The sequence below is a fragment of the Paenibacillus sp. NMA1017 genome, assembly GCF_058895805.1.
In genome coordinates this window covers 110,385-137,125 of record NZ_JBZXYR010000011.1, presented here as the reverse complement: position 1 = coordinate 137,125, position 26,741 = coordinate 110,385, and the positions used below count along the sequence as shown (strand labels likewise).

23 protein-coding genes are annotated in these 26,741 nt (G+C 43.8%); 6 read left to right on the top strand and 17 right to left on the bottom strand.

All coding sequences use genetic code 11. The features are described 5' to 3' along the window. Positions 1–5: 5 nt before the first annotated feature. The 13 genes from AC5ELV_RS21925 to AC5ELV_RS21865 all read right to left on the bottom strand — a co-directional run bounded on the left by AC5ELV_RS21925 (position 6) and on the right by AC5ELV_RS21865 (position 15,683). On the bottom strand, positions 6–2,753 hold the full coding sequence (locus tag AC5ELV_RS21925) for a hypothetical protein (RefSeq protein WP_493431859.1): 2,748 nt from the start codon (positions 2,751–2,753) through the stop codon (positions 6–8). A gap of 798 nt (positions 2,754–3,551) precedes the next feature. Then, positions 3,552–4,550 (bottom strand): NADP-dependent oxidoreductase, encoded by a 999-nt coding sequence (locus AC5ELV_RS21920; protein WP_493431858.1) that lies wholly within the window; start codon positions 4,548–4,550, stop codon positions 3,552–3,554. Positions 4,551–4,666: 116 nt separating this feature from the next. Next, positions 4,667–5,752 carry an alkene reductase gene (locus AC5ELV_RS21915; protein ID WP_493431857.1) on the bottom strand — a complete coding sequence of 362 codons (1,086 nt, stop codon included), beginning with the start codon at positions 5,750–5,752 and terminating at the stop codon, positions 4,667–4,669. A 47-nt stretch (positions 5,753–5,799) separates the two neighbouring features. Further along, entirely contained in the window at positions 5,800–6,552 is a 753-nt protein-coding gene (locus tag AC5ELV_RS21910) for an SDR family NAD(P)-dependent oxidoreductase (RefSeq protein WP_493431856.1), read from the bottom strand. A gap of 302 nt (positions 6,553–6,854) precedes the next feature. Continuing rightward, positions 6,855–7,427, bottom strand: coding sequence for a TetR/AcrR family transcriptional regulator (locus tag AC5ELV_RS21905; protein WP_071640907.1), 573 nt, complete (start codon positions 7,425–7,427; stop codon positions 6,855–6,857). A gap of 101 nt (positions 7,428–7,528) precedes the next feature. Beyond that, complete coding sequence (locus tag AC5ELV_RS21900) at positions 7,529–8,566, bottom strand: aldo/keto reductase (RefSeq protein ID WP_493431855.1); 1,038 nt, start codon at positions 8,564–8,566, stop codon at positions 7,529–7,531. Between the two features lie 351 nt (positions 8,567–8,917). Then, positions 8,918–10,024 carry a Gfo/Idh/MocA family protein gene (locus AC5ELV_RS21895; protein WP_493431854.1) on the bottom strand — a complete coding sequence of 369 codons (1,107 nt, stop codon included), beginning with the start codon at positions 10,022–10,024 and terminating at the stop codon, positions 8,918–8,920. An 81-nt stretch (positions 10,025–10,105) separates the two neighbouring features. Further along, the gene (locus AC5ELV_RS21890; RefSeq protein WP_493431853.1) at positions 10,106–10,828 is read right to left on the bottom strand and encodes a ThuA domain-containing protein; all 723 of its coding nucleotides are present in this window, start codon (positions 10,826–10,828) and stop codon (positions 10,106–10,108) included. A 36-nt stretch (positions 10,829–10,864) separates the two neighbouring features. Then, positions 10,865–12,037, bottom strand: a complete 1,173-nt coding sequence (locus AC5ELV_RS21885; RefSeq protein ID WP_493431852.1) for a Gfo/Idh/MocA family protein — start codon at positions 12,035–12,037, stop codon at positions 10,865–10,867. 52 nt (positions 12,038–12,089) lie between these two features. Continuing rightward, positions 12,090–13,145, bottom strand: a complete 1,056-nt coding sequence (locus AC5ELV_RS21880; protein ID WP_493431851.1) for a LacI family DNA-binding transcriptional regulator — start codon at positions 13,143–13,145, stop codon at positions 12,090–12,092. Between the two features lie 108 nt (positions 13,146–13,253). Then, the gene (locus tag AC5ELV_RS21875; RefSeq protein WP_493431850.1) at positions 13,254–13,493 is read right to left on the bottom strand and encodes an aldo/keto reductase; all 240 of its coding nucleotides are present in this window, start codon (positions 13,491–13,493) and stop codon (positions 13,254–13,256) included. Positions 13,494–13,675: 182 nt separating this feature from the next. After that, positions 13,676–14,662 carry a Gfo/Idh/MocA family protein gene (locus tag AC5ELV_RS21870; RefSeq protein WP_493431849.1) on the bottom strand — a complete coding sequence of 329 codons (987 nt, stop codon included), beginning with the start codon at positions 14,660–14,662 and terminating at the stop codon, positions 13,676–13,678. Position 14,663: 1 nt separating this feature from the next. Further along, complete coding sequence (locus AC5ELV_RS21865) at positions 14,664–15,683, bottom strand: Gfo/Idh/MocA family oxidoreductase (protein WP_493431848.1); 1,020 nt, start codon at positions 15,681–15,683, stop codon at positions 14,664–14,666. A 181-nt stretch (positions 15,684–15,864) separates the two neighbouring features. On the opposite strand from AC5ELV_RS21865, the gene AC5ELV_RS21860 reads away from it, so the two are divergent. Further along, entirely contained in the window at positions 15,865–16,731 is an 867-nt protein-coding gene (locus AC5ELV_RS21860) for a MurR/RpiR family transcriptional regulator (protein WP_493431847.1), read from the top strand. Positions 16,732–16,809: 78 nt separating this feature from the next. Here the strand turns inward: AC5ELV_RS21860 and AC5ELV_RS21855 are convergent, their stop codons facing one another. Beyond that, a complete protein-coding gene (locus AC5ELV_RS21855; RefSeq protein WP_493431846.1) occupies positions 16,810–17,937 on the bottom strand; it encodes an NAD(P)/FAD-dependent oxidoreductase in 1,128 nt (375 codons plus the stop codon). Between the two features lie 149 nt (positions 17,938–18,086). On the opposite strand from AC5ELV_RS21855, the gene AC5ELV_RS21850 reads away from it, so the two are divergent. Both AC5ELV_RS21850 and AC5ELV_RS21845 read left to right on the top strand, forming a co-directional pair. Further along, positions 18,087–18,794, top strand: coding sequence for a lantibiotic protection ABC transporter ATP-binding protein (locus tag AC5ELV_RS21850; RefSeq protein WP_493431845.1), 708 nt, complete (start codon positions 18,087–18,089; stop codon positions 18,792–18,794). Next, the gene (locus tag AC5ELV_RS21845; RefSeq protein WP_493431879.1) at positions 18,704–19,144 is read left to right on the top strand and encodes an aldo/keto reductase; all 441 of its coding nucleotides are present in this window, start codon (positions 18,704–18,706) and stop codon (positions 19,142–19,144) included. The genes AC5ELV_RS21850 and AC5ELV_RS21845 overlap by 91 nt, the downstream gene beginning before the upstream one ends. Positions 19,145–19,278: 134 nt before the next feature. On the opposite strand, the gene AC5ELV_RS21840 is transcribed toward AC5ELV_RS21845, so the two are convergent. Further along, positions 19,279–21,330 carry a fibronectin type III domain-containing protein gene (locus tag AC5ELV_RS21840; protein ID WP_493431844.1) on the bottom strand — a complete coding sequence of 684 codons (2,052 nt, stop codon included), beginning with the start codon at positions 21,328–21,330 and terminating at the stop codon, positions 19,279–19,281. Between the two features lie 508 nt (positions 21,331–21,838). On the opposite strand from AC5ELV_RS21840, the gene AC5ELV_RS21835 reads away from it, so the two are divergent. Continuing rightward, positions 21,839–22,168: a DUF3817 domain-containing protein gene (locus tag AC5ELV_RS21835; RefSeq protein WP_493431843.1), complete on the top strand. Its 330-nt coding sequence runs from the start codon at positions 21,839–21,841 to the stop codon at positions 22,166–22,168. Between the two features lie 209 nt (positions 22,169–22,377). On the opposite strand, the gene AC5ELV_RS21830 is transcribed toward AC5ELV_RS21835, so the two are convergent. Next, positions 22,378–22,629 carry a YolD-like family protein gene (locus AC5ELV_RS21830; protein WP_493431842.1) on the bottom strand — a complete coding sequence of 84 codons (252 nt, stop codon included), beginning with the start codon at positions 22,627–22,629 and terminating at the stop codon, positions 22,378–22,380. 195 nt (positions 22,630–22,824) lie between these two features. Then, complete coding sequence (locus AC5ELV_RS21825) at positions 22,825–23,394, bottom strand: TetR/AcrR family transcriptional regulator (protein ID WP_342426196.1); 570 nt, start codon at positions 23,392–23,394, stop codon at positions 22,825–22,827. A gap of 137 nt (positions 23,395–23,531) precedes the next feature. Between AC5ELV_RS21825 and AC5ELV_RS21820 the strand changes: the two genes are divergently transcribed. Next, positions 23,532–24,995 carry a DHA2 family efflux MFS transporter permease subunit gene (locus tag AC5ELV_RS21820; RefSeq protein ID WP_493431878.1) on the top strand — a complete coding sequence of 488 codons (1,464 nt, stop codon included), beginning with the start codon at positions 23,532–23,534 and terminating at the stop codon, positions 24,993–24,995. Between the two features lie 209 nt (positions 24,996–25,204). Then, entirely contained in the window at positions 25,205–26,740 is a 1,536-nt protein-coding gene (gene nikA / locus AC5ELV_RS21815) for a nickel ABC transporter substrate-binding protein (RefSeq protein WP_493431841.1), read from the top strand. Position 26,741 lies beyond the last annotated feature (1 nt).

Genomic DNA, 26,741 nt, shown 5'->3' with positions numbered 1-26,741 from the left:
TTCAGTCAATGGAATGTTACTTGATTAAGGCCCGGCTCTCGGGAGACCGTCAGGGCAACACTGGGCTGATCGATCAGCCTATAGCCGTCGAGCGCGGGAGCATTAACGGTTACCACCTGTCCCGGAGAAGCTGGAACGGACTCCACCTTAAGCACCTTGTCATTTGCGACAGAGGTGACGGTTACATCGTATACAGGTTCCTCTCGCATAATCTCAAGTACAACAGTCTGTCTCGGTTGAACCTGGACCACAATATCCTCTTGACCGGAAGCATTGTATACTTTTCCGCTGATCAGATCTTTCGCTTTCTTGATACCACGTGTATCTAAAAAGTACACTTTTCCTGTTTGCCCTGTGCTGGCATCATCTTTGGACTGATTCATTCCTACGGCATATTTGCCATAACGAACTTCGCTAAATCCGTCGGCACGGGTATGCGTGTAAGTTTTGCCTTCCGGATGGTTCTCCTCGTCTTCATAGGTATAGATTCCACCTTTACTACTTGCCGCAACATTGGCTAGTCGGTCTATTCGGTCTGTCGTAAAATGAATACGCGTAAAATTATTATATTGCCAATTTGCTCTTCGATAGTTGAAGGTAATATACACCTGATCTCCTTTATTCTTAAACACCACAGCTTGAGCATCCGGATCTGCCCACGCAAAATCGGGGTGTCCTTCCTCCATTGGAAGAAGCAACGATTCGCCCTTCTGCTGCATCTCCTGCTTGAGTTGTTCGGCTTGCTTGTAGTAGTTCAGAATCTCCTGTAACTCGATTACTCGTGTATACACATGGGGTGTTCGATCTCGTTCTATTTCCTGTTTTACCGTTTCGGCATAGGCGTGATTATCCTCCATGTATTTGAGCAGGATACGAAGTGCTCCTGTGCTGCCGCGTTTCAGAGCTGTATAGACTCCGATAGGATAGGCGATTTTTTGACCGTTGGCAGCATTGCGGGATCCGCCATACATTTCACTGATCAATACGTTAACCCCGTCCGCGGTGACGGAAGGACGAAGAAAATATTTTGCCGATTCGTAGGCTTTAAGAGATTGTTCTCCTAAGAGGTCCTCCACTTCCGTTGAACCGGCTGTACTCTCGGCATAGGCATTGATTACTTGAAGCAGCAGCAATCCATATTCTCCAGCCCAGCCTCCGTGGCTTGCACCACCTTCCAGACCTACACCCTGATCAGAGAAACATTTCTCGCCATCGACCATTTCACCGAGTTTGTATTTCAGTTGATGCAGGTAGGGGGCAGAATCCTTCGCGTGATATTGCTCCTGAACATCCGAAGGCTGACTGATATTGCTAAGTGACATGCTGTCGAAAATTAATTGTACGAGCCGGTTGGCGTCGTAGGCGAAACCAAAATCCTGATTCGCCGTCCCGGCGCGGGTACTTGGATCATAAAAGTCCCCTTTTACCGGGCTGTACTGATAGCCACGAAGCTTGGCAAACATTTCAATATACGCTGTACGCCGGGGCGTATCTGCTACACCGTCCAAATCGTAATCCTCTTTCTCATCCAAGAATGCGGCATATCGTTGTTTAATGATTTCATCATCGCTATTCATAATATAATGATCCAGCTGCAACAGCGTTTGCACCATGGCGTCAGTTCCAAGGGACAGAAGCGGCCAGGTCTCACCGGTTCCGCGTTTTCCACTGCCTTCAAGTGCTGTACCTATCCACTGATAGGCATTCTGTCCTGTCGTGGGTACACACCATGCTCCCTGACTGTCTTGTGCACGTGCCATGAAATCGTACAACTTGAAGATCCGATCCAGCATTTCCTCACTTTGAAAATATTCTCCTGACCACTGATTCATGTATGCGTTGGCGAATATTTCGGATGCCATCATCGGTGACCAATTTTGGAAATTGATTGCCTGACCGGTAACTTTCTTGGCCCATGCCTCTCTGGACGTTCCATTAAACTTCGCGAGTTCAGTAAGTGGTGTATACGTGACTACAGCGCCTTTAAGAAAATCATTCTTTTTTGTTTTGAACGCTTCATACCCTTGACCGTAGATCTGCCAGGACATAATGAGTTCAAGGAGCTCCTTGCTCTGAGTCTGCAAATGAGTATAGGCATCCGTGTCTACATCGGATTGGGCTGGAGCGCCTACAGGTATTTCACCTGTAAAGTCATCATCGGGTGTATAGAACGGATTCGTATGGGTGGCGGCAGAATAGATATATTTACTGTTCTCTTTCTGATGACCATACGTGTTATTTCCATATGCTGAAAATGTACCCGTGCTCATAATGCTCAGCCTGACGGTTCCACCCGCATGCACCATGTCTTTTGGAATTATATACGTATCATAATAATATCTCCCCAGAAAAGGGGCTCCAGCTTTATAGCCATTATCCAGTTCGGAGAATTCGTGCCCAAAATGCGGATTTAAAATGGAGTTGTCTCCATCTGGACCATATAACATTAAATTACCACGGCCTTGCTGTGAGCCGCTGAGGCGGATGGATAAATAGTTTTGTTTTGCTGGATCCGCTTTTAATGTGTATTCAAGCTTCCCATCCAACGATAGATTCGGATCTGGAGAAGGTTCAATGTAACGATATGTCAGCCCATGTCCCAGCCCCCCTCCAGTTAACTTACCGTTCGTGCCTGTATATTCGGCCTCGGCCTGATCATCCACACCGGATACACTTAATTTTTGTTCAAAATCATGCGCTTCCTCAGAGACGCTATCCCCAAAATGAATAATATCAAGGGCAATGCTTTTCATTTAGATATCCGTCTAATCGGAAATAGGATCATGTTCTTGTCCGTTTCGGCAATCGGTACAAGTTCTTGTCCTTGGCTCGGGACACGAACTTGTACCGATAACATAAAAAAGCCGCTAAAATAGCGACGTCAATGGGACTATGTTCTTGTCCCCCGACAGCCGTTCTTATTCTTGTTTGTCGTCGGAATTTACTTATTCTCCAGACTCGGATTATCAAATATTAACATTGCTACTTTCTGAGGTGTAAATGAACTCATCCGTTGCATCATTCTTTGCTATTGTCTAATTTATACGAGCATTCATCTGATATATCTATGCACCTGCAGATAAATGGAAATATTCAACAAAATAAAATGAACTATGTTCCCATTTATATCTGAACGCTATCTTAGGAAGCATTCAGTTCTCCTCACTTCTATTTCGCGAGAAGTATGTGAACTAGAACTTACATTCACGCAATCCCCCTGCCACGAAACTTTGGTCAAGGGGGATTTTAATGAGATATCCAAAAGCAGGTTTTCTTTGAGATGTTCACTGGTATACGCCGTTAAATAGACTCCCGTTGAATATCAATTAATGGTTCAAAACTTTTGTTAACTCCTTTTGGAGCAATGGCAAATAACTATTCGGTTAAATCTTCATCATCAAGCAACACATAATCCGCGCCAACTTGCTTAAGCTTCTTAATATTACCGATCCCACCGGATACTCCTGCGATCAGAACTGTCTTTCTTATTTTGAGCCCACCTTATTTTTATGTCAGAACACATAAGCAACATCACTTAAGTTGCTTATTATTTAGAAGGTCACAATCACTTTGCCCTGGGAGTGGCCTGTCGACACTTTAATCAGTGCCTTGTTAATGTCACCAAACGTATAAGTTGAATCTATAGAGGGCTTTATATTTTCTTTTTCAACAAGTTTAGTGATTTCTTGTAATTGACTTCCATTGGCTTGCACAAATAAAAAGCGATATTCATTTAGATTCTTACGTGCTAAAGAATCTAAGCGAGCACCCACTAGACCAAACAATGCTTTTTTCCACAACGGAAAATGATTGTCAACCGCAAAGCGATAATTAGGTCCGGCTTTCAATGATACCAATTTCCCTTGTGGTTTTAAAATGCCCAGTTCAGCTTTGATCTCTTTGGTACCCAAGGTGTCGATCACATAATCGATATCAGACAGTATGTTAGCATAATTCTCTGCCTTATAATTTATGAATTGATCAGCTCCGATCGACAGTGTACGTGATCTGCCTCTTTCACTTCCACTTGTAATAACATATAATCCCATTGATTTTGCAATAGGGATTGCCATAGCGCCAAATCCTCCGGTTCCTCCAGGAATGAATAGCTTTCTATTCGGCTGGGCACGGAGTATATCGTGCAATGCTTGATATGCAGTCAAGGCAGTAAGGGGTACCGCAGCAGCTTCAATAAAGGATAGATTTTCAGGCATGATGGATAAAGCATCTTCATCCACGGCCGCATATTCAGAAAAAGCACCGATTTTATTAAGCGGCAACCTCGTATAAACAGGGTCACCCACCTTAAAATTCAAAACCTCATCACCAACGGCTTCAATAACGCCAGATAGTTCATTCCCTAAAGTTAATGGCAACTTATAGTCGGCAATCATCCGAACACTGCCATTCAGATTGAGAATATCCAGTGGATTTACACCTGCAGCCTTTACTTTGACAAGTACCTCATGGTTATTAATCTGTGGTATGTTAACATCATTTAATTCCACTTGGATTATTTTTGAATATTTCTGTATTTGTGCTGCTCTCATCACTCATCCTCTTCCTTTGCTAATTTGCGGATAGCATAACCATGAACGCAATCGAGTTTCTAGACTAAAAATATGGCGCACAATTTTCAGTTGCACGCCATATTTCACCGTTTATGCTATTGTAGTCCCTCTCGCGATTCTAATTCTTCCAGCGTAGGATAATCCGTGTAACCTTTACTTCCCAGACCAAAGTATGTTGTCGGATCCGCTTCATTTAGTTGCGCACCTTTTTGAAGTCGTTCCACTAAATCCGGATTGGCTAATGACCATACACCAACAGGCACCAAATCAGCAAGGCCACTTTCTATATCCAAGCTAAGATCCTCCAGAGCTCTTCCAGCCCGATTGACTAACAAAGGATTCGTCCAGATTAAACGAATGTCTTGGAGCAGCTTTTCATTTCCAAGATGCATGACATGAAGGTAAGCTAAATCCAATTGAGCTAATTCTTTTACAAGATAACGATAAAGTTCAGGACCTTGTTCACCATCTTGAATCCCACCAAGAGGTGTCCCCGGCGAGATACGGAAGCCTGTTCTTTCTGCTCCGATTTCTTCGACAATGGCTTTCGTTACTTCAATCGCGAAGCGAGCACGATTTTCTATAGAGCCCCCATATTCATCCGTCCGTGTATTCGAATTTTCTCCGATAAATTGATTAATCAGATAACCATTTGCTCCATGGATTTCAACGCCATCTGCACCTGCTTTAACAGCCGCAGCTGCTGCTTTTCGGAAATCTGCAATAGTCGTTTGAATATCCTCTTTACTTAACTCACGCGGAACAGGGATGTCCTGCATACCTTTAGCAGTAAACATTTCTACACCTGGCGCGATTGCAGATGGCGCAACAGGTTGACGATGATGTGGTGTATTGTCTGGGTGCGACATGCGACCAGCATGCATTAATTGGATATACATATATCCACCTGCTTCGTGCACTGCATCGGTAACCTTTTTCCACCCTTCAATATGTTTATCCGTATAGATCCCAGGTGTCCATAAGTACCCTTGGCCATCATCAGAAGGTTGTGTACCCTCTGTAATAATGAGTCCCATTGATGCACGCTGAGCATAATAAAGGAAAGTTAGCTCCCCCGGTGTACCATCTTCTTGCGTTCTACTACGTGTCATTGGTGCCATTGCTAAACGATGTAGCAACTCCATGGTTCCAATGTTCGTTTTACTCCACAACTTTTTCATTCGGATACTCTCCTCTTTCAATGTATTCAAGGATATATGAATTGAATTTAAGATTCTGAAATGATTAGAAAGATTTGGCCTCTCAGATTGAAATTATAGTTCTGGTCTACAATACCTACCACTTCGTTGTTATCATAAAGTTCCACCATGAATCCCGCCATTTGTTTGGCAGTGTGGTACTTAGGCATGTTTGCTTTGTAATCAAATTCTTCAGTATCTAATGATTTCTTCACGAATTCTGTTTCCGTTATAGCTGGTGCTAAAACCTTTGCTTTTAGTTTTGCACCTTTCATTTCTAGTTCTTTTGCAAGGCCTTCTGTGAAGGCACTAACGTAATATTTAGATGCAGAATAAGCAACACTCCCAACAGCAATGGCATATCCGAGTGCGGATGAGACGTTAATTAACTGAGTTCCTTCTACATCAGCATAATCTCGCACATATAGTGTAGAAAGGATCGTCAAGGATTCAATGTTAACATGTAGCATAGTTTCAACTTTATCTAAATTCTGTTCTGCTACAAAAGAAGCTTCACCGAGCCCCGCATTGTTAATCCAGGTCTCAATTTGGTATTCCTTTAAATTGTTATATAGTGTGTAGGCCTGATCTGTAACAGACAGGTCACTTGTACGAACAATAACATTTATAGTAGGATCCATATCCAGAATTGCTGATTGGAGTTCTTCTAATTTATCCAATCTTCTAGCTACCAAGATTAAGTTTTTGCCACGTGCAGCAAACGCCAATGCCGTTTCATATCCAATCCCTGAACTTGCTCCTGTAATAACTGTATACTTCATAATATTCTCTCCTTCATAACATGCAAATTAGTGTAAATGAGTTTTATAGACGATTTTAGAACGATCATTCTTATTAGGGTGAAAACAGTTAGATCTAACTTGCTATTAGCAAATCAATTTTAGAACGAACAGTAAATAATTTTTTTATGACTTTAATTTTGGAGCGGTATTCCTTGACTTGTTTGAGGCATAAGATACAAGTTCTTTCTTTCGTTAGAGGGACAAGAAAGAACTTGTATTACGGAAACAAACAGTCCTCCATTTAGGTGACTCCTTTTGCCTGTCATGCTGTAATTCCACTTTTAATCTAAAGCGGACAGTGTCATATCAATAATATTCTTTAATTTTTGCTGATCCGTCGTTGTCTTAACCAACGTACGTAGCCCCAACCACGCATTCATTAAATAATGAGAAATAACTACAGGATCAAAGTCAGCCTTGAACTCACCCGATTGTTGACCCTTCAGAACAAGGTTAGTCAAGAGTTCCTCAGTTCGCGAATAACTCTCATCAACTAAGGATGCAACTTCAGGATCCAACACGCCGAGCTCCACACCTGAATTCACAAGAAAACACCCTAGAGGTTCTCCTTCGTTTCTTACTGTCGCCTCAAACAACTCCCGAATTAATTCTTTGATCGGTTTTTGTTTTTCAATCAGAAACCTCATCTTACTGGTCTGCTTCGTTTCATATCGTTCAAGAGCTTTCATAAATAAGGCATGCTTATCCCCAAAGGTATCATAGATACTTCTTCGGTGAATACCCATAAATTCAACCAAATCTTGCATTGAAGTTTTCTCATATCCTTGTGCCCAAAACAGGTGTATTGCTTTATCTAATACTTCATTAACTTCAAATTCTTTTGATCTTGCCATCGTCATCACCTCGAATAATCATTATACAATTTAGTGAAGGATCGGCAAACTAGATTTAAAAAAAATGAATTCATGGCAGGTATGAGGTCTGTCTTATATATTTAACCTAGGATTCTTCGTTTGTCTGCTTGTAACCAATCAGGCGTCCAGCCTTTTTCCAGGGCATCCAGGGTTACTCCTGGCGGAACGATAGCATCTATCGCATCCAGGATATCAGTGCTTAATCGGATGTCGCTGCCTTTTAACGTTTCACGAAGTTGCTCAATTGTTCTTGCCCCTACTATAGCAGAAGTAACTGACGAATGAGCTTGTGTAAATGCCATAGCAAGATGTGGCAAAGTTAATCCTGCTTCATTTGCAAGGGTTTGGAGCTTACCAACGGCTTCGAACTTGATGCGATTTTCTTCTCGATTCGGGTCTACAACAATTGAAAGTTTCCCTAGAGAACTCGCCGCTCTTGAATCTGGAGCAACCGCTTCTCCCGAGCGGTATTTTCCCGTTAGTAGACCACCCGAAAGTGGGCTCCAAACCATTACGCCCATTCCATATTTTGCAGTTGCAGCAAGCAAATCGAATTCGATACTCCGATTCACAATGGAATATGGAGCTTGCTCGGATACAAAGCGTGCAGTATTTTTACGTTCGCTAGTCCACTGTGCTTCGGTTACCTGCCATGCCTGAAAATTGGATGTACCAATATAGCGAATCTTCCCTTCACGAACCAGGTCCGTAAGTGCGTCAAGACTCTCTTCAATATCGGTATGGAGATCCGGCTGATGTAGTTGATACAAATCGATATAGTCCGTTTGCAACCTTTTCAAGCTACCCTCTACTGCACGCTTAATCCAATATTTCGAGTTACCGGATTGATTAAGTCCACTGCCCATGGGCATTCCGCCTTTCGTGGCGAGAATAATATCCTGTCTGCGTCCTTTTAGGGTATGACCCAGAATTTCTTCGGATTGACCACTTGAATAGACATCCGCTGTATCGATCAGGTTAATGCCCCCAGCCAAAGCCTCATCCAACATAACTGCAGCTTCTTTCTCCGTGTTGTTCCCCCAAAAACCAAAAGTACCTGTACCTAATACAAAACTGCTTACTTTTAGACCTGTATTTCCTAATACACGATATTCCATGTTCAATCCATCCCTTCTCCATCTGTTTTAATAAGAATGATCATTCTAATATATGCAGAAGGACTCCACGGCAAGATATCACCCCACTTCTCAAAAATCATGTCTTCTTATTCATGTATTCCGCCCACGCCAACAATATAACATATCTAGAATGATCGGTAAAGAATGATTTTATGACTGTGCTAGAACGAGAAGACTCCAAAGCCATGGTCAAAACGGAGCTGGAGTCTTCTTTTTAATGGAAATGAATATTCAAAGCGGATGTAAAAAATCCAAAACCCGACTTTTCAAACATACTCTCCAGTCTTATAATTTTTGAATGCTGCGGAGCAGCATCAGGCTGACATTAGTTTACACATCTAACGTATATAAGGGCAGGTTTTCCCGTAAAGCCGCCGGGCGCTGACATGTGCTCTGCATCGTATAAAAGGTCTGCTGATCGGAGGAATCGTGGAACGCCCACATCGCCTCCAGCACATGGTAGGCCAGTTCGCCACTGGCACGGTGAGGCCGTCCGCTGCGGATAGCGTAGGCCATATCGGCAACACCGATGCCCCGTGTATTCTCCTGGTAGCCCGGTAGCAGCGGTACCTCTGTCCATTCTTGCTCGCCTAGCAGCCTATAGCGAACTGGCCCTCCGAACGTGTTCGGGTCAGGCACCTGCAATGTGCCATGAGTACCATATACCTCGATCGGTGGCAGAGTGCTTCCACCAAAGATGTCAAAGCTGGTAATCAGCGTACTGATAGCCCCCTGCTTGAAGCGCAGCAATCCGGCCACATGGGTCGGTATATCGACCGGAATGGTCTGGCCTCTCTTTTTCTCGCTCGTAATCGTTCGCTGATCCATCGCCTTGCTTGTCATGCCCGAAATGGCGGCAATCGGACCCAGCAATTGCACCAGAGCCGTCAAATAATAAGGACCCATATCAAACATCGGGCCGCCGCCGACTGCATAATAAAATTCAGGATCAGGATGCCAATGTTCATGTCCACGGCTCATCATGAAAGCCGTAGCGGCTACCGGACTCCCAATGACTCCGTCTTCAATCAGCTTCAATGATGTCTGTATACCGGAACCAAAGAAGGTCTCCGGTGCGCAGCCGACAAGCAGTCCCTTCTGACGAGCAAGATCCAAGACAGCCTGACCCTGCTCACGGGTGACGGCAAGTGGCTTCTCCACATAGACATGCTTGCCTGCCTCAAGAGCTCTTAGGCATACGTCGGCGTGAACGGCCGGAATGGTTAAATTAATAATGAGTTCGATCTCCGGATTAGCCAAAATCTCATCTACCGAATATACATTCGGAACGTTGAACGCTACCGCCTGCTCCTCTGCCCGACCTTGATCCAGATCAGCTACTGCGAACAGCTCCAGAAGGTCGAAATGATGGCAATTTTCCATGTAAATTCCGCTGATTTTACCACACCCGATAATGCCTACTTTCATTTTGTTCATGCCTGGACTCCCTTCTTCTTCAGAAAAAATGGATAATGTCAATCTTTTATTACATCATATACCATCCTATTCATGCTACCGCTATTGGTTGTCTGTCATGCCTGTATAAGCCTCTGCCAGAGAGCTGCCCCGGGTGGCCACCGCCTGTTTGCCTGCTGCTGCCCACAGAAACCCGCTGCGCATCATCTCGGTCACTTGAGGCATATCTATGATATCTGCGTGATGTCCCAGCGAATTGTAGAAGACGCGGCCGTTCCCCCAGCGCTTCGTCCATACAACGGGCATATCCACCGGCCCATTGGCTGAATGGGGGCCTGGTACGACCGGGAAGCGTGTGGTTGCCAGCACTTCAACTGCCGGGTCTACGTGGAGGTAGTACTGCTCGCTTTTGACCTGAAAATCCTCAATATGGTCTAGAAGTAGGCTCGAGCCACGCTTCATGTTCACCATGTACTCCACTCCGTCATTACCGGGATGTGCAACCCATTGCCCGCCTGTCATGAATTGCCAGTCCACGTTGTTCCGGAAGGCATCACACATGCCGCCATGGCAACCTGTGAGACCTACGCCGCTTTGAACGGCTGCTGAGACATTATTGACCAGTTCCTGCTCAATCTGTCCCATGGTCCACATTGGAACGATCAGGTCCAGACCAAGCAGTTTCTCTGCATCCTGGTAGGCTTCAAGGGTATCAGACACCTTCACCTCGAACTGCTCTTCCTTTAAAATGCGTTCAAAAATGGCCGCCACCTGCTCTGGCTCATGTCCATTCCATCCACCCCATACAATCAGTGCCTTGCGCATCTGTAATCCACTCACCTTTCGGAATGTATTGTTATACTACATTTCTTCAATGGATACCCAGCGGCGTTCCTCTACGGATCGTTCTACCGCTTCAAGCACAGCCTGACAAGCGACACCGTCGTGGAAGTTCGGTGAAGGTTGCCGTCCTTCGGAGATAGCATTCAACATCTCAAGCATCTCGTGGGTGAAAGTATGCTCGAATCCAATTGTATGTCCTGCAGGCCACCAGGCCTCAGAGTACTTATGTGCCGGATCGGTGGCGAGTACGCGGCGAAAACCCTGAACGTCCTCCTCATCCTGTGTGAAATACACTTCCAGTTCGTTCATTCGTTCAAAGTCAAACCGCACACTACCTAGGCTACCGTTAATCTCGAATGAATTGGTGCTCCGATGTCCGGCAGCAAAACGCGTGGCCTCGAAGCTGCCCAGCGCACCTCCGGCGAAGCGTGCCAGGAACAGCGTGGCATCATCGACTGTCACTTCTCCCATCGGAGCATTTGCTTCAGCGCTCCTTTTGGAGCTTAACCCGCTCATCTCCAAAGCCAACGGGCGCTGTTGGATGAATGTCTCACTCATGCCGATCACTTCATGGAACTCGCCGACCAAAAAGCGAGCGAGATCAATCAGATGGGCGCCAAGATCACCATGAGAGCCAGAACCGGCCACTTCTTTTTGCAGCCGCCATACCAGCGGGAAGGACGGGTCCATGATCCAGTCTTGAAGGAAGAAGGCACGGAAATGATAAATTTTGCCTAGGCGACCGCTCTCGACTAGCTGCTTTGCCAACTGGACAGCCGGAGAAAAGCGGTAGTTGAAGCCTACCATATGTCTGACCCCTGCTTCCTCTGCTACCTGCAGCATGTCACGGGAATCCGCCAGCGACAGCGCAAGCGGCTTCTCACAGAACAGATGCTTGCCATGGAGGGCAGCCTCAACGACAATTTCCTTATGGGCATTACTCGGGGCGTTGATGTCAATGAGATCAATATCGTTACGTTTCACTAGATCACGCCAATCCGTAACACTTTCGGTCCAGCCGAACTGGCGGGCAGCCGCCTGAACCCCTTGCGCGTTGCGTCCACAGATAACGGACATCTCTGGCTGCAGCGGGGCATCTGGGAAGAACATGGGTAGACTACGGTAAGCGTTGCTGTGAGCCTTGCCCATAAATTTGTAGCCAACCATTCCGATACGAAGACGATTAGACATGTCGTGATCCTCCTTATGGGACTGAGTTTCAACGAATTTTTGACGAATGGTGTTATGGACGAATGGATGACGCCCTGATAATCAGCTCTGTGGACAGGAGTTCTCTTATCGAGTCGCACCCGGTTAGTTCCAGGGCTGGAATAAGATTCAGAGAATCGGGTATAAGCTTCGAGGCTGCAAGCTCCCCCATCTCATAAAAAGGTACGCGGACACTGCTTAGCGGCGGAACAGCCATCTCAGCCGCATCCGAATCGTCATAGCCTACAAACGCCGGAAACTGATCAACTGACAGTCCGCGCTCACGGAGACCCTGCATTACCCCGAGGGCCATCCGGTCGTTCGCCGCAAATACGGCATCAATATCATTCAATTTGTCTGCGATTGTAGCCGACGCTTCGAGCCCGCTTCGACGGCTGTAGTTACCTTCCAGAAGCAGCTCGTGGTCATATTCGATACCGGCCTCCTGAAGCGCGGTACAGTAACCCTTCATTCGCTCAGTACTGTTGGAATACATATCCGGGCCGTTGAGAAAGGCAATCCGCTTGTATCCCTGCTCGATGAGGTGACTTACAGCCGCCCGGCTGCCTTCTACATGGTCTGCATCTACTTCACAGAATGATTGCCCTTCAAAATGGTGATTCATAACGCAAAACGGATGCCCTTCTTCCTGAAGTCTCTTTAGAGACTCCACCTCATCGTGGTCATCCCTGGCTCCAAGGATGATACAGGTATCGATCCTTTGCTGGCGGAAAAGACTACTGTAATCAATCCGTTCCCCCGGCTTCCGGAACAATAGAAGCAGATCGAGTCCGCTGTCTCTAGCCTTGTTTCCGATACCGCTCAGCATCTCAGAGAAAAAATAGGCTGAGAACAGGTGCGCCTTCGGGACATAAGGCATAACCACACCAAGATGGCCACTCTTCCTTCGGGCAAAGTTACGGGCCAGCGCACTGGGAACATATCCAAGCTGATTGGCTGCGTCTAGAACCCTTCTTCGCGTATCCTCTTTGATAGGACCTACCGCATTCAAGACCCGGGATACCGTCGCTTCAGACACGCCGGAAAGTTCTGCTACTTCCTTGCGCGAAACGATATTACTCACCTCCAAATCATTTTATGTACGCGCGTACATTTTCTCATGTAGCCATACCTCTGTCAATCCCAAAAAGCGTGCTTCAAAGATGGATAAGGTCATTTCATGACCTGAAGAATTAGATCAAAGACCGGTTCTTCTCTCCAGTTCCTCCGTATATCTGGCGCCCATCAAAGTGATCTGCGAGGCTGCGCTGTTAATATTGCGCACATCTTCGGATGTGAGCTCAATGTCCACTGCCCCCAGATTTTCTTCCAGACGGCTTAATTTCCGCGTGCCCGGGATCGGAACGATCCACGGCTTTTGGGCAAGTAGCCAGGCGAGTGCGATTTGGGCTGGCGTTGCTTTTAACTGCTCAGCCATCTCTTTAATTATGGAGTGGTGGTTTTTGAACGATAAACCTCTCCCTCCTGTCGAGATGGCAGAGCAAATAGGCATGCTGTTAGACCGGAAATTGTGAATCTAGAGCGAAAAGAGTAGCAGACTATATGTCTGCTACTCTTAAGTCAGCGAATCAGAAGCAACTCAGTAATTGAGCTGCTTCTTTATTTATCAGGGCCAAATACAAGATTGGCTGACTGCTTGGCTTTCTCAAGGACATTCATGACCTTCTCGCTGTGTTCAAGCATATCCGAGGCTTTTTCCAAATCTTTCTCCTCGATGATACGGTCAAACTCAACAAATTCGTCATACATTCGATGGGGATGATCTTTCTGATCCACCCGGATTGGCGTTTCCTTATTCGCAGTGTAATCAAAGCAGTCGCATATATTAGCTGAACTTGCCATGTGTATATAGCCCTTATTGCCTTGAATGTTGACGGCATTGGGGGCTGTACTGTCTTTTGAACCTATGCAGACACACTTAAAATCACCGTAATCAAGCAGCAGCATTCCTGAGGTATCAATTCCACGCTCCATGTTCGCCCAATACTCCACTTTTTTAGGGCTCCCGAAGAATCCAACAACCAAATGAATATTATATAAATTAATATCCATCAAGGCTCCACCAGACATTTCCGGATTAAACGCAGGCTGGATTATTCCCGCTTTGAAAGCTTCATACCGAGATGAATATTGAGAATAGTTGCATTCAACTATTTTGATCTCACCAAGCTTAGGAAGATACTCCTTCATTGACAAATAATTCTTCAAATATTGATTCGTTATGGCTTCCACCAATACCAGTTTTCTTTGCTGAGCAATTTCTTTTAGCTCAAGAAATTCTTGCAAATTGGAAGTAAACGGCTTCTCACAAATGACATGTTTACCATTCAATAAAGCTTCTTTGGCATATGAATAATGAAGATGATTAGGCAACCCGATATAAACTGTATCCACATCACGATTCATCAGCATATCGCTGTAATCTGAATAAATCTGAGATATTCCATATTTATTTTGCAAATCCAGTAATTTATCCTGGTGGCTAGGTCTAGAACAAATGCCCTTTAATAAAATGGCCGGGATTTCCTGAATAAAGCTTAATAGATCCCCTACGATCATCCCTGCTCCGACAATTCCCAACTTCATTTTAGTTGCACCCCTCTATACCTTTTTCAAGTATTTCCATACAAATTATCGTTTCTTCGTCTTTAATCACTTTTTCTTTACCAAGTACGATTGACTGATAAATATCGTCATACACTCGGGCATAATCTCCCTTTTCAGAAATGACTTTTTCTTCATGATACTCGCCTTTATCATCCAGATATGTTAAAATGCCGTAATGCTCGGGCTGGTCGATGCCAAAATCGGCGTGCCCCTTAGGCAGATAGTATAATTTCAGATGCTCCTCCTGACGATCCTTCGTTTGCTTTATAAAAACGCCCTTTTTGCCGTATACAACAAAACTCGGCCGCTCTTTTAAGCGAAAAAAGCTGGATTTGATGGATACCTTGAGCGAGGGATAATAAAAATCCAGATCAAAGTAATCATTCATTCTCCCAGCACCCAGCAATTGACGAACATCATAATGGATTGTGTCCGGCTTCCCAAAATAGGAAAGAACCTGGTCAATGGTATGAACGCCATGTCCATATAGGTAACTGTTATATTTAGAAAAATGAGAAGTGGAATTCGGGATCTCAGGACGATAATAATCGTAATGCATCTCCACTTCCAGCAAATCTCCAAGTTTTCCTGATTCAATAACCTTCTGGGTAGTGAGGAAATCCGAGTCGTAACGTCTATTCTGATAGCATTGTATAACCAGATTTTTCTCTTTAGCATATTGGAAGATCGACACGGATTCTTCTTTGGTTAACATAAAAGGTTTCTCAACAAGTACATTTTTCCCGTGGTCAAGCGCCATTTTCGCATAGTCGTAGTGGGATTCTACAGGTGTACAGATAACAATCAACTGAATCTCCTTATCGTTCATTAGAGATTCAATATTATCTGTATATAGCACGTCAGGGATTTTTCCCCACTCTCCTTTATCTGGATTACGTGCATATATCATCTTCACTTTCAAATCAGCTCTGTTCAATGAAAAAGGAAGATGATAACGGTTCGTGCTTTTCCCATTTCCAATATAACCGATGGTAAGCATATTATTTCCCCCTTAGGCTCTTTTTCATTTATTATAGAAGAAGAATGTTGATCGTAAAGGATTTGCCGCCAAAATGGTACATTCAACCGATTATTTGTCAACATGGCGGGTTGTTTTTAAACAAAATGTTTATTTTATATCCTTTATCAAACGTTATTTCAATTGAACCGGAGTGAACCTGTTGAAAATACTGATGCAATTATCCGAAATGCAAAACTTTACACCAAATGAAAAAAGCATTGCATCCTATATTTTGCTTCATAAGGAAAGTATCCTGCACTTAAATATTCAGGAGCTTGCAAAGGCAACGTATACTTCGCATTCCGCGATTAATCGATTAACACATAAACTAGGGCTATCCGGCTTCAAAGAGTTCATAATCAAACTTGCTCGGGAGTTTCAGCAGAATACCCAGAACATTTCCAATGTAGACCCCAACTATCCTTTCGGTTTTGATGAATCCCCACTTCAAGTAGCGAAAGAAATTGCAGAATTAATGAAAGAAACGATTGAAAAAAACTTTACATTCATGGATGATGATTTCTTGTCGCAGACAGCCCTATTGCTGGATCAAGCGAAAAGGATCTTTATATATGCGTTAGGAGATTCACAAATCCGTGCGAAAAGCTTTCAAAATAAATTAGTAAAAATAAACAAGTATGTGGTTATAGCTACTGAGCTGTCTGAATGGGCTTACCATACGGCTAATCTTACGACACAGGATTGCGCTGTTTTTTTAACTTACCACGGAAAGTCGCCGATTTTTTTAAAAGCAGCAAGGCATTTTGCACATGAAAATATACCTTTTATCACTATTACAGCAACTAATCAAAATGAGTTGGCCAAACTCAGTAATATCTGTATCCAGGTGCCTAATGACGAAGTAAAACATGCCAAGATTGGTACATTTTCGTCGCAAATTGCCTTTGACTATGTATTAAATGTGATCTACTCCTGTATCTATAAAATCGACTACTTGAAAAACATGCAAATCCTAACACAATCGTTGAAGAATTCGCACCTCAGTGACATGATGAATGACGTATAAAATGAATATAGCACTAAAACAAAAAGTCGCCATACTGGCGACTATTTCAGTATATATATTATTCTCCTCGGTCAAGGATCAACTTTCATCTATTGCTTTTCGAATATCATAATCATTGATATCGATATCTAAATCCATTCCAAGTGCCAACTTTGCCAGCTGATTTCCAATAAAGGGGCCCATGGTCAACCCGGATGCTCCAAGCCCATTTGCCGCTATAAGGCCATTCCAGCCAGGAACAGGTCCGATTACCGGTAGAAAACCGGGTGTAAAAGGACGGAAACCAACTCTTACCTCCTGAAAAGTGCTGTTTGCTAAATCAGGGGCCAATTCTAAACCTTTATTCAGAATTTCCTGCATCCCACCTGCTGTTACTCTCGTATCGTAACCTTCGATTTCATTTTCGTGAGTCGCCCCTATTACGATCTTATGTTTATCAAAAGCCAGCAGATATTGGTCAGAAGGCGGTATGACTACAGGCCAGGTGCCTGTGTCTTGCCTATTAGGAACCTGCAAATGCATAATTTGTGCTTTTTGATAACTAACCTTAAAATGAATGCCCAAAGGCAGCAGCAGTTGATTGGCCCATGCACCTGCACAAACAATGACTTCGTCAGATGAGAAGCTGTTTGCACCGACCGTTACTCCGGTTACATAGTCGGAATCATATTGAAGCGCAGCATCTCCATGGATAAGGGTTGCCCCATTTCTTTGTGCTGATCGGATCAACGCATCGCGCAGCGCACGACCATCTATACGAGCGGCACCGCTAATATGAACAGAATGATAGCGATTTACTAACAAAGGAAACCGTTCATGGGTTTCCTTTTCATTTAGTTGCGTAATTTCCCCGATTTCTGGTGCATCTGTATATCGTAAGTGTGCCCGTTCCTGCATTTTTTTAATTTTCTCCAACTCATCATGAATACTGAGAGCCCCAACTTGAGCATAGCCAGTTTCTGTTTCTCCCTCGCTTTTGAGTTCTTCAATCAACCCGGGGTAAAAACGTGCGCCCGCTTTGGCTAGCTGGTACCAAGCCTGATTACGTCGCTGTGATAGCCAGGGACAGATAATTCCAGCTGCGGCATCAGTAGCCTGTCCTTTATCTTTGCGGTCTACAATAATGACATTAGCACCCATTTTTGCTAACTGGTATGCTGTCGATGCCCCCAGAATTCCTGATCCAATTACGATGACCTTCTTCATGATTACATCCCTTTCCTAAATCACTGTATCCATTATAGCGAATAGTGCATGAATGCATAAAGTTTGAAATTAATATTTCAAATCCTTATAAAGTTCTTAGAATTGATCTTTAAAGTAGTTGTCAGAACGAATGAAAAGGATGAAATGATATGGATAACATTATTTTACAGACTAAAAACCTCTGCAAAACCTTCGGACGACAACAGGCGGTGAACAACGTCACATTATCTATTCAGGAGAATTCCGTGTACGGGCTGCTTGGCCCAAATGGGGCAGGAAAATCAACTACCTTAAAAAGGTTAACCGGTATGCTACGCCCGACATCCGGTGATATTTTATTTCAAGGAAAACCCTGGTCCCGAAAAGATCTTGCTCAGATTGGCGCACTGATCGAATCCCCTCCACTCTATGAGAATTTGACAGCTAGAGAGAACCTCAAAGTTCGTGCAACGTTGCTGGGATTGCCTGATTCGCAGATTGATGAAGTGCTGAACATTGTTGATTTGACCCATACCGGGAAAAAGCGCTCGGGCCAGTTCTCGATGGGTATGAAACAGCGGCTGGGCATTGCCATTGCTCTCCTCAATCATCACAAGCTATTGATCTTAGATGAGCCAACCAACGGACTAGACCCCATTGGTATTCAGGAGCAACGCGAGTTGATTCGCTCCTTCCCGAAGCAAGGAATTACCGTAATTCTTTCCAGTCATATTTTATCCGAAGTCGAACAAATCGTTGACCATGTCGGTATCATTGCCGGCGGCGTATTAGCTTATCAAGAGGCGGTCACTCCAGGGCAAAACCTGGAATCGTTGTTCATGCAGATTGCACAGGAATACCGAAAGGGAGTTCACTGATTCCTTTTTTTCCGCTCGCATCAGGCCTGTTAGCCGGTAAATATAAAAAGGATGATGTCTTTATTGATACCTCACGAATAAATAACCCTTTATTTCAAAAAGAAGCATTTCGCGCAAATTTGGAACGTGTTGATCGCTTCAAAGCATTCGCGCAAGACAAAGGTGCAGAGCCTGCACAGATTGCGCTTGCTTGGTTATTGACACGTCCAGCCGTTGATCTAATCATTCCAGGTGCAACCAAGCCTGATCAGATCGAAACTAATCTTCAAACGCTGAGTATTCAACTAACTGTAGAAGATCTTAAGCAGCTTGATATCCTTTTTAATCAAAATAACTTGTTTACAGAGTAGCTGATTGTCAATTTATAACTCTATTAGCGGGCGCTTATAAAGCGCCCCTTTTCGCATTTTACGTACACTTATTGGATAGTAGACAAAAAAGAGTTCTAAAGTTTTCACTTTAGAACCCTTTTTTGCAGAAGTATTTATTTTGTAATCGTAATTTGTTTGGATGCAGTATTATAGTTCACCTGATACCCCGAAAGCTCGCTAATCACTCGTAATGGAACCAGCGTGTAGCCGTTAACAATAACCGGAGCTGTGATGTTCGTCGAATAACTCCGGGAGTTGTTTAACTCATAAACGGCAAGGGTAGAATTCTTGACTTGAAGCACTACTTGTTTGCCGTCTGTAGGTCGAGTCAGAATGATCTTTTTGGTCGCTTTTTCATAATTTACCTCGTAACCTATCCGTTCACTGATAAAGCGCAGCGGGACCATCGTCGCCCCATTTATGATTCGGGGAGCCTGAGCCATCGTCGTAGCACGACCATCGACATAAGCTGATTTAGCTCCTGGTGTCAGGGTGAACGAAGTTGAATATGAGGAAACCGCATTGTTCGTGTAACTCGTCGTTGTACCGGAAGTGGTTGTAGTAGAACTCGTCCCGGACGATGAACTGCTGGTGCCTAATGCCCTATTGCGAATAGCCTCTAGTCGATCCAGGAGATCACTTTTACGTGAACCCGTTGGCAGATCACTAATCGCATCTCTAGCAGAACGCCAGTCGGAGGCATTCAGACTGTTTTCCGCAATTCGCATCAAATCTCTTGCTTTCTCATAGTTCGATGAACTAGATGAAGAAGAAGAGTAGTAACCATCTGAATCCGTGCGTTCTGATATCTTTACACCGCTAGATTCCCTTCCATTACTATTTACGGTTACGACTTTAATCTCATACCAGCGTCCTTCTCGCAAATCCGTAATTTTATAGGACTCAGAGCTTGTAGTCCCCTCATAATCACCATCCACATATATCTTCACCTTGTCGGCTCGACTTGGCATATCATAGGTGATTTTGATCCAGGTGTCGCTTTTGCTATCTACTTCAAGATTGGACACCTCTGACGAATTGGAGGACGTACTGTCCGTTGTAGCAGTCAACCTCACACCGGAGGACAATGTACCTGTGCTTCGCTTGGATCTTATCGTGAATGTGTAGGTCTGGCTTGCCGAAAGATTGTTGAAAGTATAGGATGTTCCTGTTGAATCGGTTACCAGTTGTCCGTCCTTATACAGACTGACCGTACTAATTCCACTAGGCCTTGTCCAGGAAACAGTAACACTATAGTTATTTACTGATGTCACTGAAGCACCTGTCACTTCGGGCACAGTATCGGCCGAGACTGCTGAAGTTGTAACTGGAATACTAACTCCTTGAGATATATTTCCGGATTTGTCTATCGTTTTGACCGTTACGGTATAGGCTGTAGCAGCATTCAAGACATTAAACGTGTAAGACGTGCCTGTGGTTCTCTGAATTTCTGTACCATTTAAATAGATAATCGCTTGGCTTAAGTCAGCATCCTTAGGCAATATGTAATTGATGGTAAATCCATTATATCCTACATTTGTCGCTGTCAATCCGCTTACTTCTCCTGGTGGTGTCTTATCCACAGGACCATCAACTGAAGCCGTTTTAGCCTGTATTGTTGTACCGAGAGATTCATTTCCACTCTTATTCACCGTTTTTACGCGAAAGGTATACGTCGTGTTCGGCTGTAAACCGCTCATCATATAAGAGTTACTTCGAATGTTATCTACATATACATCGTTAGTGACATTTACCACTTTTATGTGGTCAAAATTGATGTCCGTCGGATTGGCCCAGGACAAATTTACTTTTGTTGTTTCTGTAGGAACCGCTGTCAGATTGCTTACCTCTGCCGGCGCGATATTCGCAGTAACCATTTGGCTCGACATTACTTTTAGCATTTGGTTAAGATAGGTGTTCTGACCATAGCCTTTTGTTAACGTAGTCACTTTCGTGCCTGAAGTAACAGGCATATGACGGCCTTGAGCGGTTGCTAATTTGGTATGGAACTGTGCTGTATTCAGGCCTGTCAGATTTGAGTTATGCCTTTCAGTCGACAACGCGCTAGCCACTGCATCGGGTGCCAAAATGCCATATCCCGTATTCAAAATCAGTGTAGCCGTTGCGAACGGAGCCATCCATTGACGCAAACGTTTTTTATTCATAATCTATGCTCTCCTTGATACCAGTATGGAAATTTTATTTGTCAAAACTAATAAGTCAAGCTTACAAACCCTTCTGCTGCAATCCAGCTTTTAAAATTCACACTATAATGTACAGACATTCATTTAACTGTTATCGGAATTTCCATACAAAATGTTTAGGCTTCACACTAGCATTTTTACAGATAGGGGGCGCGCAAACAATATATGCTAAGCCTTTGAACTACACCAGCTTAGTGTTTTTTCTTACTCCAAGCCATCTTTCTAAGCCCAATTGTTTGTTTCAACAATTTAAACGAAATTACGATTATCATTTCCGGGGACGCTAAGCTATGGGACGTTGGAATCAGCGAAATGAGGTATTGGTGGGAGATACTTCAATCATGTGAAAGCTCTGACATAACCTTTGGATTCAGCTGTAAATATTCGATATATCGTAACTTTCTACCGTTTAATAACATTGCATTATAGGATATATTAAATTTTAAGCAATAGGAGAAGGAGGTTTATTATGTTCAAAAATGCCTTTAAGATGTTTGGTGTCATTGGTAATATTGAAGCGATTTCATATCTGCTGCTTGTGTGTATCGCTATGCCACTTAAATACGCAGCTGGAATGCCACAAATGGTAAGCTGGGTGGGTATGATCCATGGGATACTGTTCGTTGCTTATGTTGTAGCGACGGTAGTCATGCTGATTCTGCGAAAAATAACGCTACTACAAAGTCTTGCAGCCTTGATTGCATCGCTGTTGCCGTTTGGCCCCTTCATTTTTGATCGTAAGGTGCTAAAGAAAGCTGAAGCACGTGCCAGTCATACCGGCCCAATAAAAGCTACATAAGCATGTACAAGGGCAAGCGTTAATACAACAAAGTGGCTTTCTCTTCCCACTTATACAGCAGTAAATACAAAAACAACCGATGGCTCTAAACCACTCGGTTGTTTTTGTGTAGGCGAATTGTAAAATGTTACTTTCCCACAGCAGTAAGGGAGACTCTAACTTTGTCATTCTTTTCGTCCCTTTCTGCTATATTTATGTAATCACAACAACTAATCTCTGGGGTAATTTACACTCATAATATCCATAAAAGGAACTTTATCCGTTTCTCCATCACTCTCTACATGGACCTTTCCCGTTCTTGGGTCCATTTTAACTATCTGTCCACGGGTTGTTTCTTCACGTCCCCATACGGTCAATACAACTTCGGATTGCTCTCGTTGTGCTTCTACAAGCTGATTCCCGATTTCCTCCAGTACAAATTCATCCCGAGTAGGCCGTTTGGGTACCTTCGCTTTTGCCACTTGCTATCACCCTTCCTTTCGTGCAAAATCAAATTCATTCTATTTTACCATACTTTTCATCATTTGGTGCTGGTAATGTGAGTAAAATTACGTCTCAGATATACAAAAAAGCCGAGTTCTCAAAAACGAGAACATCGGCTCTCTAAAGATACTTGTTGGAATTCATAGGAGCGATTGAAGATCGAAGAGACAAGGTCATTTGACCAACTGTGGAATGTAATCCACGATATTATAAATAGGAGCACTGCTCTGTTGTGTAACGGCCAAAATTAATGCACCTTCGAGCATCGAAATGATAAGTACCGCCAGACTGTGCGCCTTTTCCTCTGTCCAGCCCGATTCCTGAAGGCGCTCCATATAGATGTGCTGCCAATCTGTAAACGTATTCACACAAGCATGACGTAGCGATTCGCTAATACAGGAAGTTTCCGCAGCAGCCCAGAAGCCAATCGGCATAAAGCTGTCAAAGCCGAGACGGTCTGCCTCCTCAGCTGTATTACGAATAAAATCCTGAATGGCTAGCACAGGATTATCATTTCCGTCCAGTGTCTGTTTTAATTTTTGCTTAATAAACTCATTCCCTCTTCTTATACACTCCAAAGCCAACTCTTCTTTACCACGCGGAAAATAATAATAAAGCGATCCCTTCGGTGATCCACTCTCTGCAAGAATCTGATTCAGCCCGGTCGCGTGATATCCTTGATGAAAAAAGAGCTTCGATGCGGTTTGTACAATATTCTCATATGATTCGGGTTTAGCAGCCATATACAGCATCCTTCATTATATAATATTTAAACTTTTACTTTGACAAAAAAATAACAACATGTTTATTATATATAGACCGATTGCTATAATTCAATACCCATTAATTTATTTGGAGGAACAAAAACAACATGAGTACAATGACTCAAACAAGTTCACCCTCTGAACCCAAAACGTTCAAGGTGCTACCTATTATGATTGCCCTGCTCCTTAGCGGCTTTATTGGGATGTTCAGTGAAACGGCACTTAACATTGCATTGAATGATTTGATGCAGATTTTGCATATTACAACTGCAACAGCCCAATGGCTGACTACCGCTTATCTGCTTACCCTCGGTATTTTAGTACCTGTATCGGGATTGCTGATTCAAACCTTTACCACAAGACAGCTGTTTGTTACATCGTTGCTGTTCTCAATAGCTGGTTGTCTCGTTGCTGCACTTGCACCTACTTTTTCAGTGTTATTGATCGCACGTATTCTTCAAGCCATTGGTACGGCGTTGTTATTGCCATTGATGTTTAACACTATCTTGATCATTTTCCCAGCTGAAAAGAGAGGCGCGGCTATGGGGATCATCGGATTGGTCATTATGTTCGCACCGGCAGTGGGCCCTACCATTGCAGGACTGGTACTGCAAAATCTGTCTTGGCACTGGATCTTCTGGATCTCCCTTCCGTTCTTGGTTCTCTCACTGATTTGCGGTATTTTATTTATGCAAAACGTTTCAAAAACGACCAAGCCCAAAATTGATTTTTTATCTATCCTGTTATCTTCCATTGGCTTCGGCGGTGTCGTGTTTGGTTTCAGTAAATCCGGAGAAGGTGGCGAAGGTTGGGCTAGCCCGGTTGTTTTACTTCCTGTGATCATCGGTCTGATATCGTTGATTCTGTTCTCTGTACGCCAGTTGAAAATGAAGCAGCCTATGTTGAATTTGCGTGTATTTAAATATCCTATGTTTGTTATTGGCGTTATCATGGTATTCCTATGTATGATGACAATTCTTTCTACGATGCTGATTCTTCCACTCTTTTTGCAAAAAGGGCTGGCTCTGTCTGCTCTAACAGCAGGTTTGGTACTTCTGCCTGGTGGGATTATCAACGGTCTCTTGTCTCCCATTATGGGCTCCCTATTCGATAAATTCGGTCCCAAGTGGCTTGTCATTCCAGGACTTGTGATCGTAGCCGCGGTTTTGTTTTTCCTGTCTGGCATTACAACAACATCAACTCTTGTACTCATTATTGTGCTTCATAGCTGCCTAATGATCGGCATTTCCATGATTATGATGCCAGCTCAAACAAACGGCCTAAACCAGCTCCCCATGGATCTATATCCAGATGGAACAGCCATTATGAGTACGCTCCAACAAGTCGCTGGTGCTATCGGTACAGCCGTAGCGGTAAGTATTCTCTCTAAAGGTATGGATGGCTATTTGAGCCAATCCAGTATGCCTGAATCCGTAAATGAAATGGCTAATGCCATGGCTATCGGATCTCAGAATTCATTTTTCTTTGCGATGATCATCAGTGTGATCGGGTTGATCCTTGCGTTTTTCATCCGCAGAGTTCATGTTGAACATGGCACTGCCAAAGCACCCATGCATTAATTCATAAATTTTTTTTGCTATATCAAACTAAAAATCTCTTAATAAACTAAAGGCTGCTAACTAACTTACTATTGGTTACGCAGCCTTTTTCATATGAATTTACATACACATTCATCAATGACATATTTACAAAGCTCCTTCATTTAGTTACGATATGATTTATGAACTAAAGCGTAAGAATTACGATTACTATTAAGGAGGACTTCCTGTTGTTTAAACGTTCGTATTTTAAACTATTTATACCTGCGGTAATGGCGGTAATGATGGCAGCCTGCGCTTCATCTCCGTCAGCTTCACCCTCTCCATCTGCTGCACCACAAGATAAAAGTGTTACCTTATTGTTCAATGTGCAGAGCCCTTCTATAGCTCCTCATGCAGACGTAAATTACACAGCTGTTCGTGCTGGAGTAAGTGAAACACTGATCAAGGTGAACAAGGATCTCAAGCTGGAAGCTTGGCTTGCAGACAAATGGAACAGCAAGGACGGACAGCATTGGACCTTCAACATCCGACCAGGCATGAATTTCCATAGCGGTAAAGTCGTCAATGCCGCTGCTGTCAAAGCCTCTTTGGAAAGAGCGCTAAAGCTCAACCCATCGGTCAAAAATGCGCTACATATCCGTGATATTCATGCGGAGGGACAGATTTTGACCATTACGACAGACAAGCCTTTCCCGGAATTTGTGTCTGAGCTGGTTCATCCGAATACGGCTATTATAGACACCACAGCTACAGGTGACCTCCCATCAGGGACGGGACCGTTCAAGGTTGCCAGCTTCCGTGCTGGAAGTGAACTGAATTTGGATCGCAATGAACAATATTGGAACGGTGAAGTAAAGTTGAAACATGCCAAATTCATGTTTAACGAAGATGCCAATGCGCGTCAGCTTGCTTTTCAAGCTAAAACTGCTGATATTGTGTATCGCCCGCCAATTGAAAGCTTGGAGCTATTGAAATCTGATTCTACTGTTAAGGTTGACTCGCTTCCTAGTTTGCGAACGCATCAGCTTATTTACAATATGAACAATAACGATCTGAAAAAGACGGCTGTACGTAAAGCATTTGATAACCTGATCAACCGGGATGAGATTGCCAGCGGTATCATGTCCGGTCAGGGAACTCCTGCTCAAGGCCCGTTCTTGCCTGACTTTTCTTTTTCACCGAAATATATTAAGAAACAGTTTGATTTGAATGCTGCACGAGAAAGCTTCAAGCAAGCTGGATATACAGTACAAAACGGTAAAGTTGCGAACCCCGATGGCAAGCCGCTTCATCTTACATTACTAACTTACCAATCGAGAGCGGAGCTTCCACTTATTTCCCAGCTGATTCAGGCTAACGCTAAAGAACTTGGCATTACGATTGATATCCGTCAGGTTGATAATATTGACGAATATCTTGCCGCTCATCAAGATTGGGATTTAGCGACTTATAGTAGCATTACAGCCCCACGCGGCGATGCAAGCTATTTTCTGAATGCGGCTTACATGCCTGAAGGAGCACTGAATTATGGGCATGTGCATGTACCGGAACTCACGGGTATGATTTCACAGCTGAACACAACCGTGAATGAGGAACAACGCAACAAGCTGGCGCTGAAGGCTGTCACACTGATTGACCAACAAAATCTGCAATCCTTTCTGGTCCATCCAAACAACGTAGTGGCCTATCGCGATTACGTACATAACTGGGTAACTAGCCAAAGTGAATATTACTTGCTAACCCAGGACCTGGATGTGAACTAGC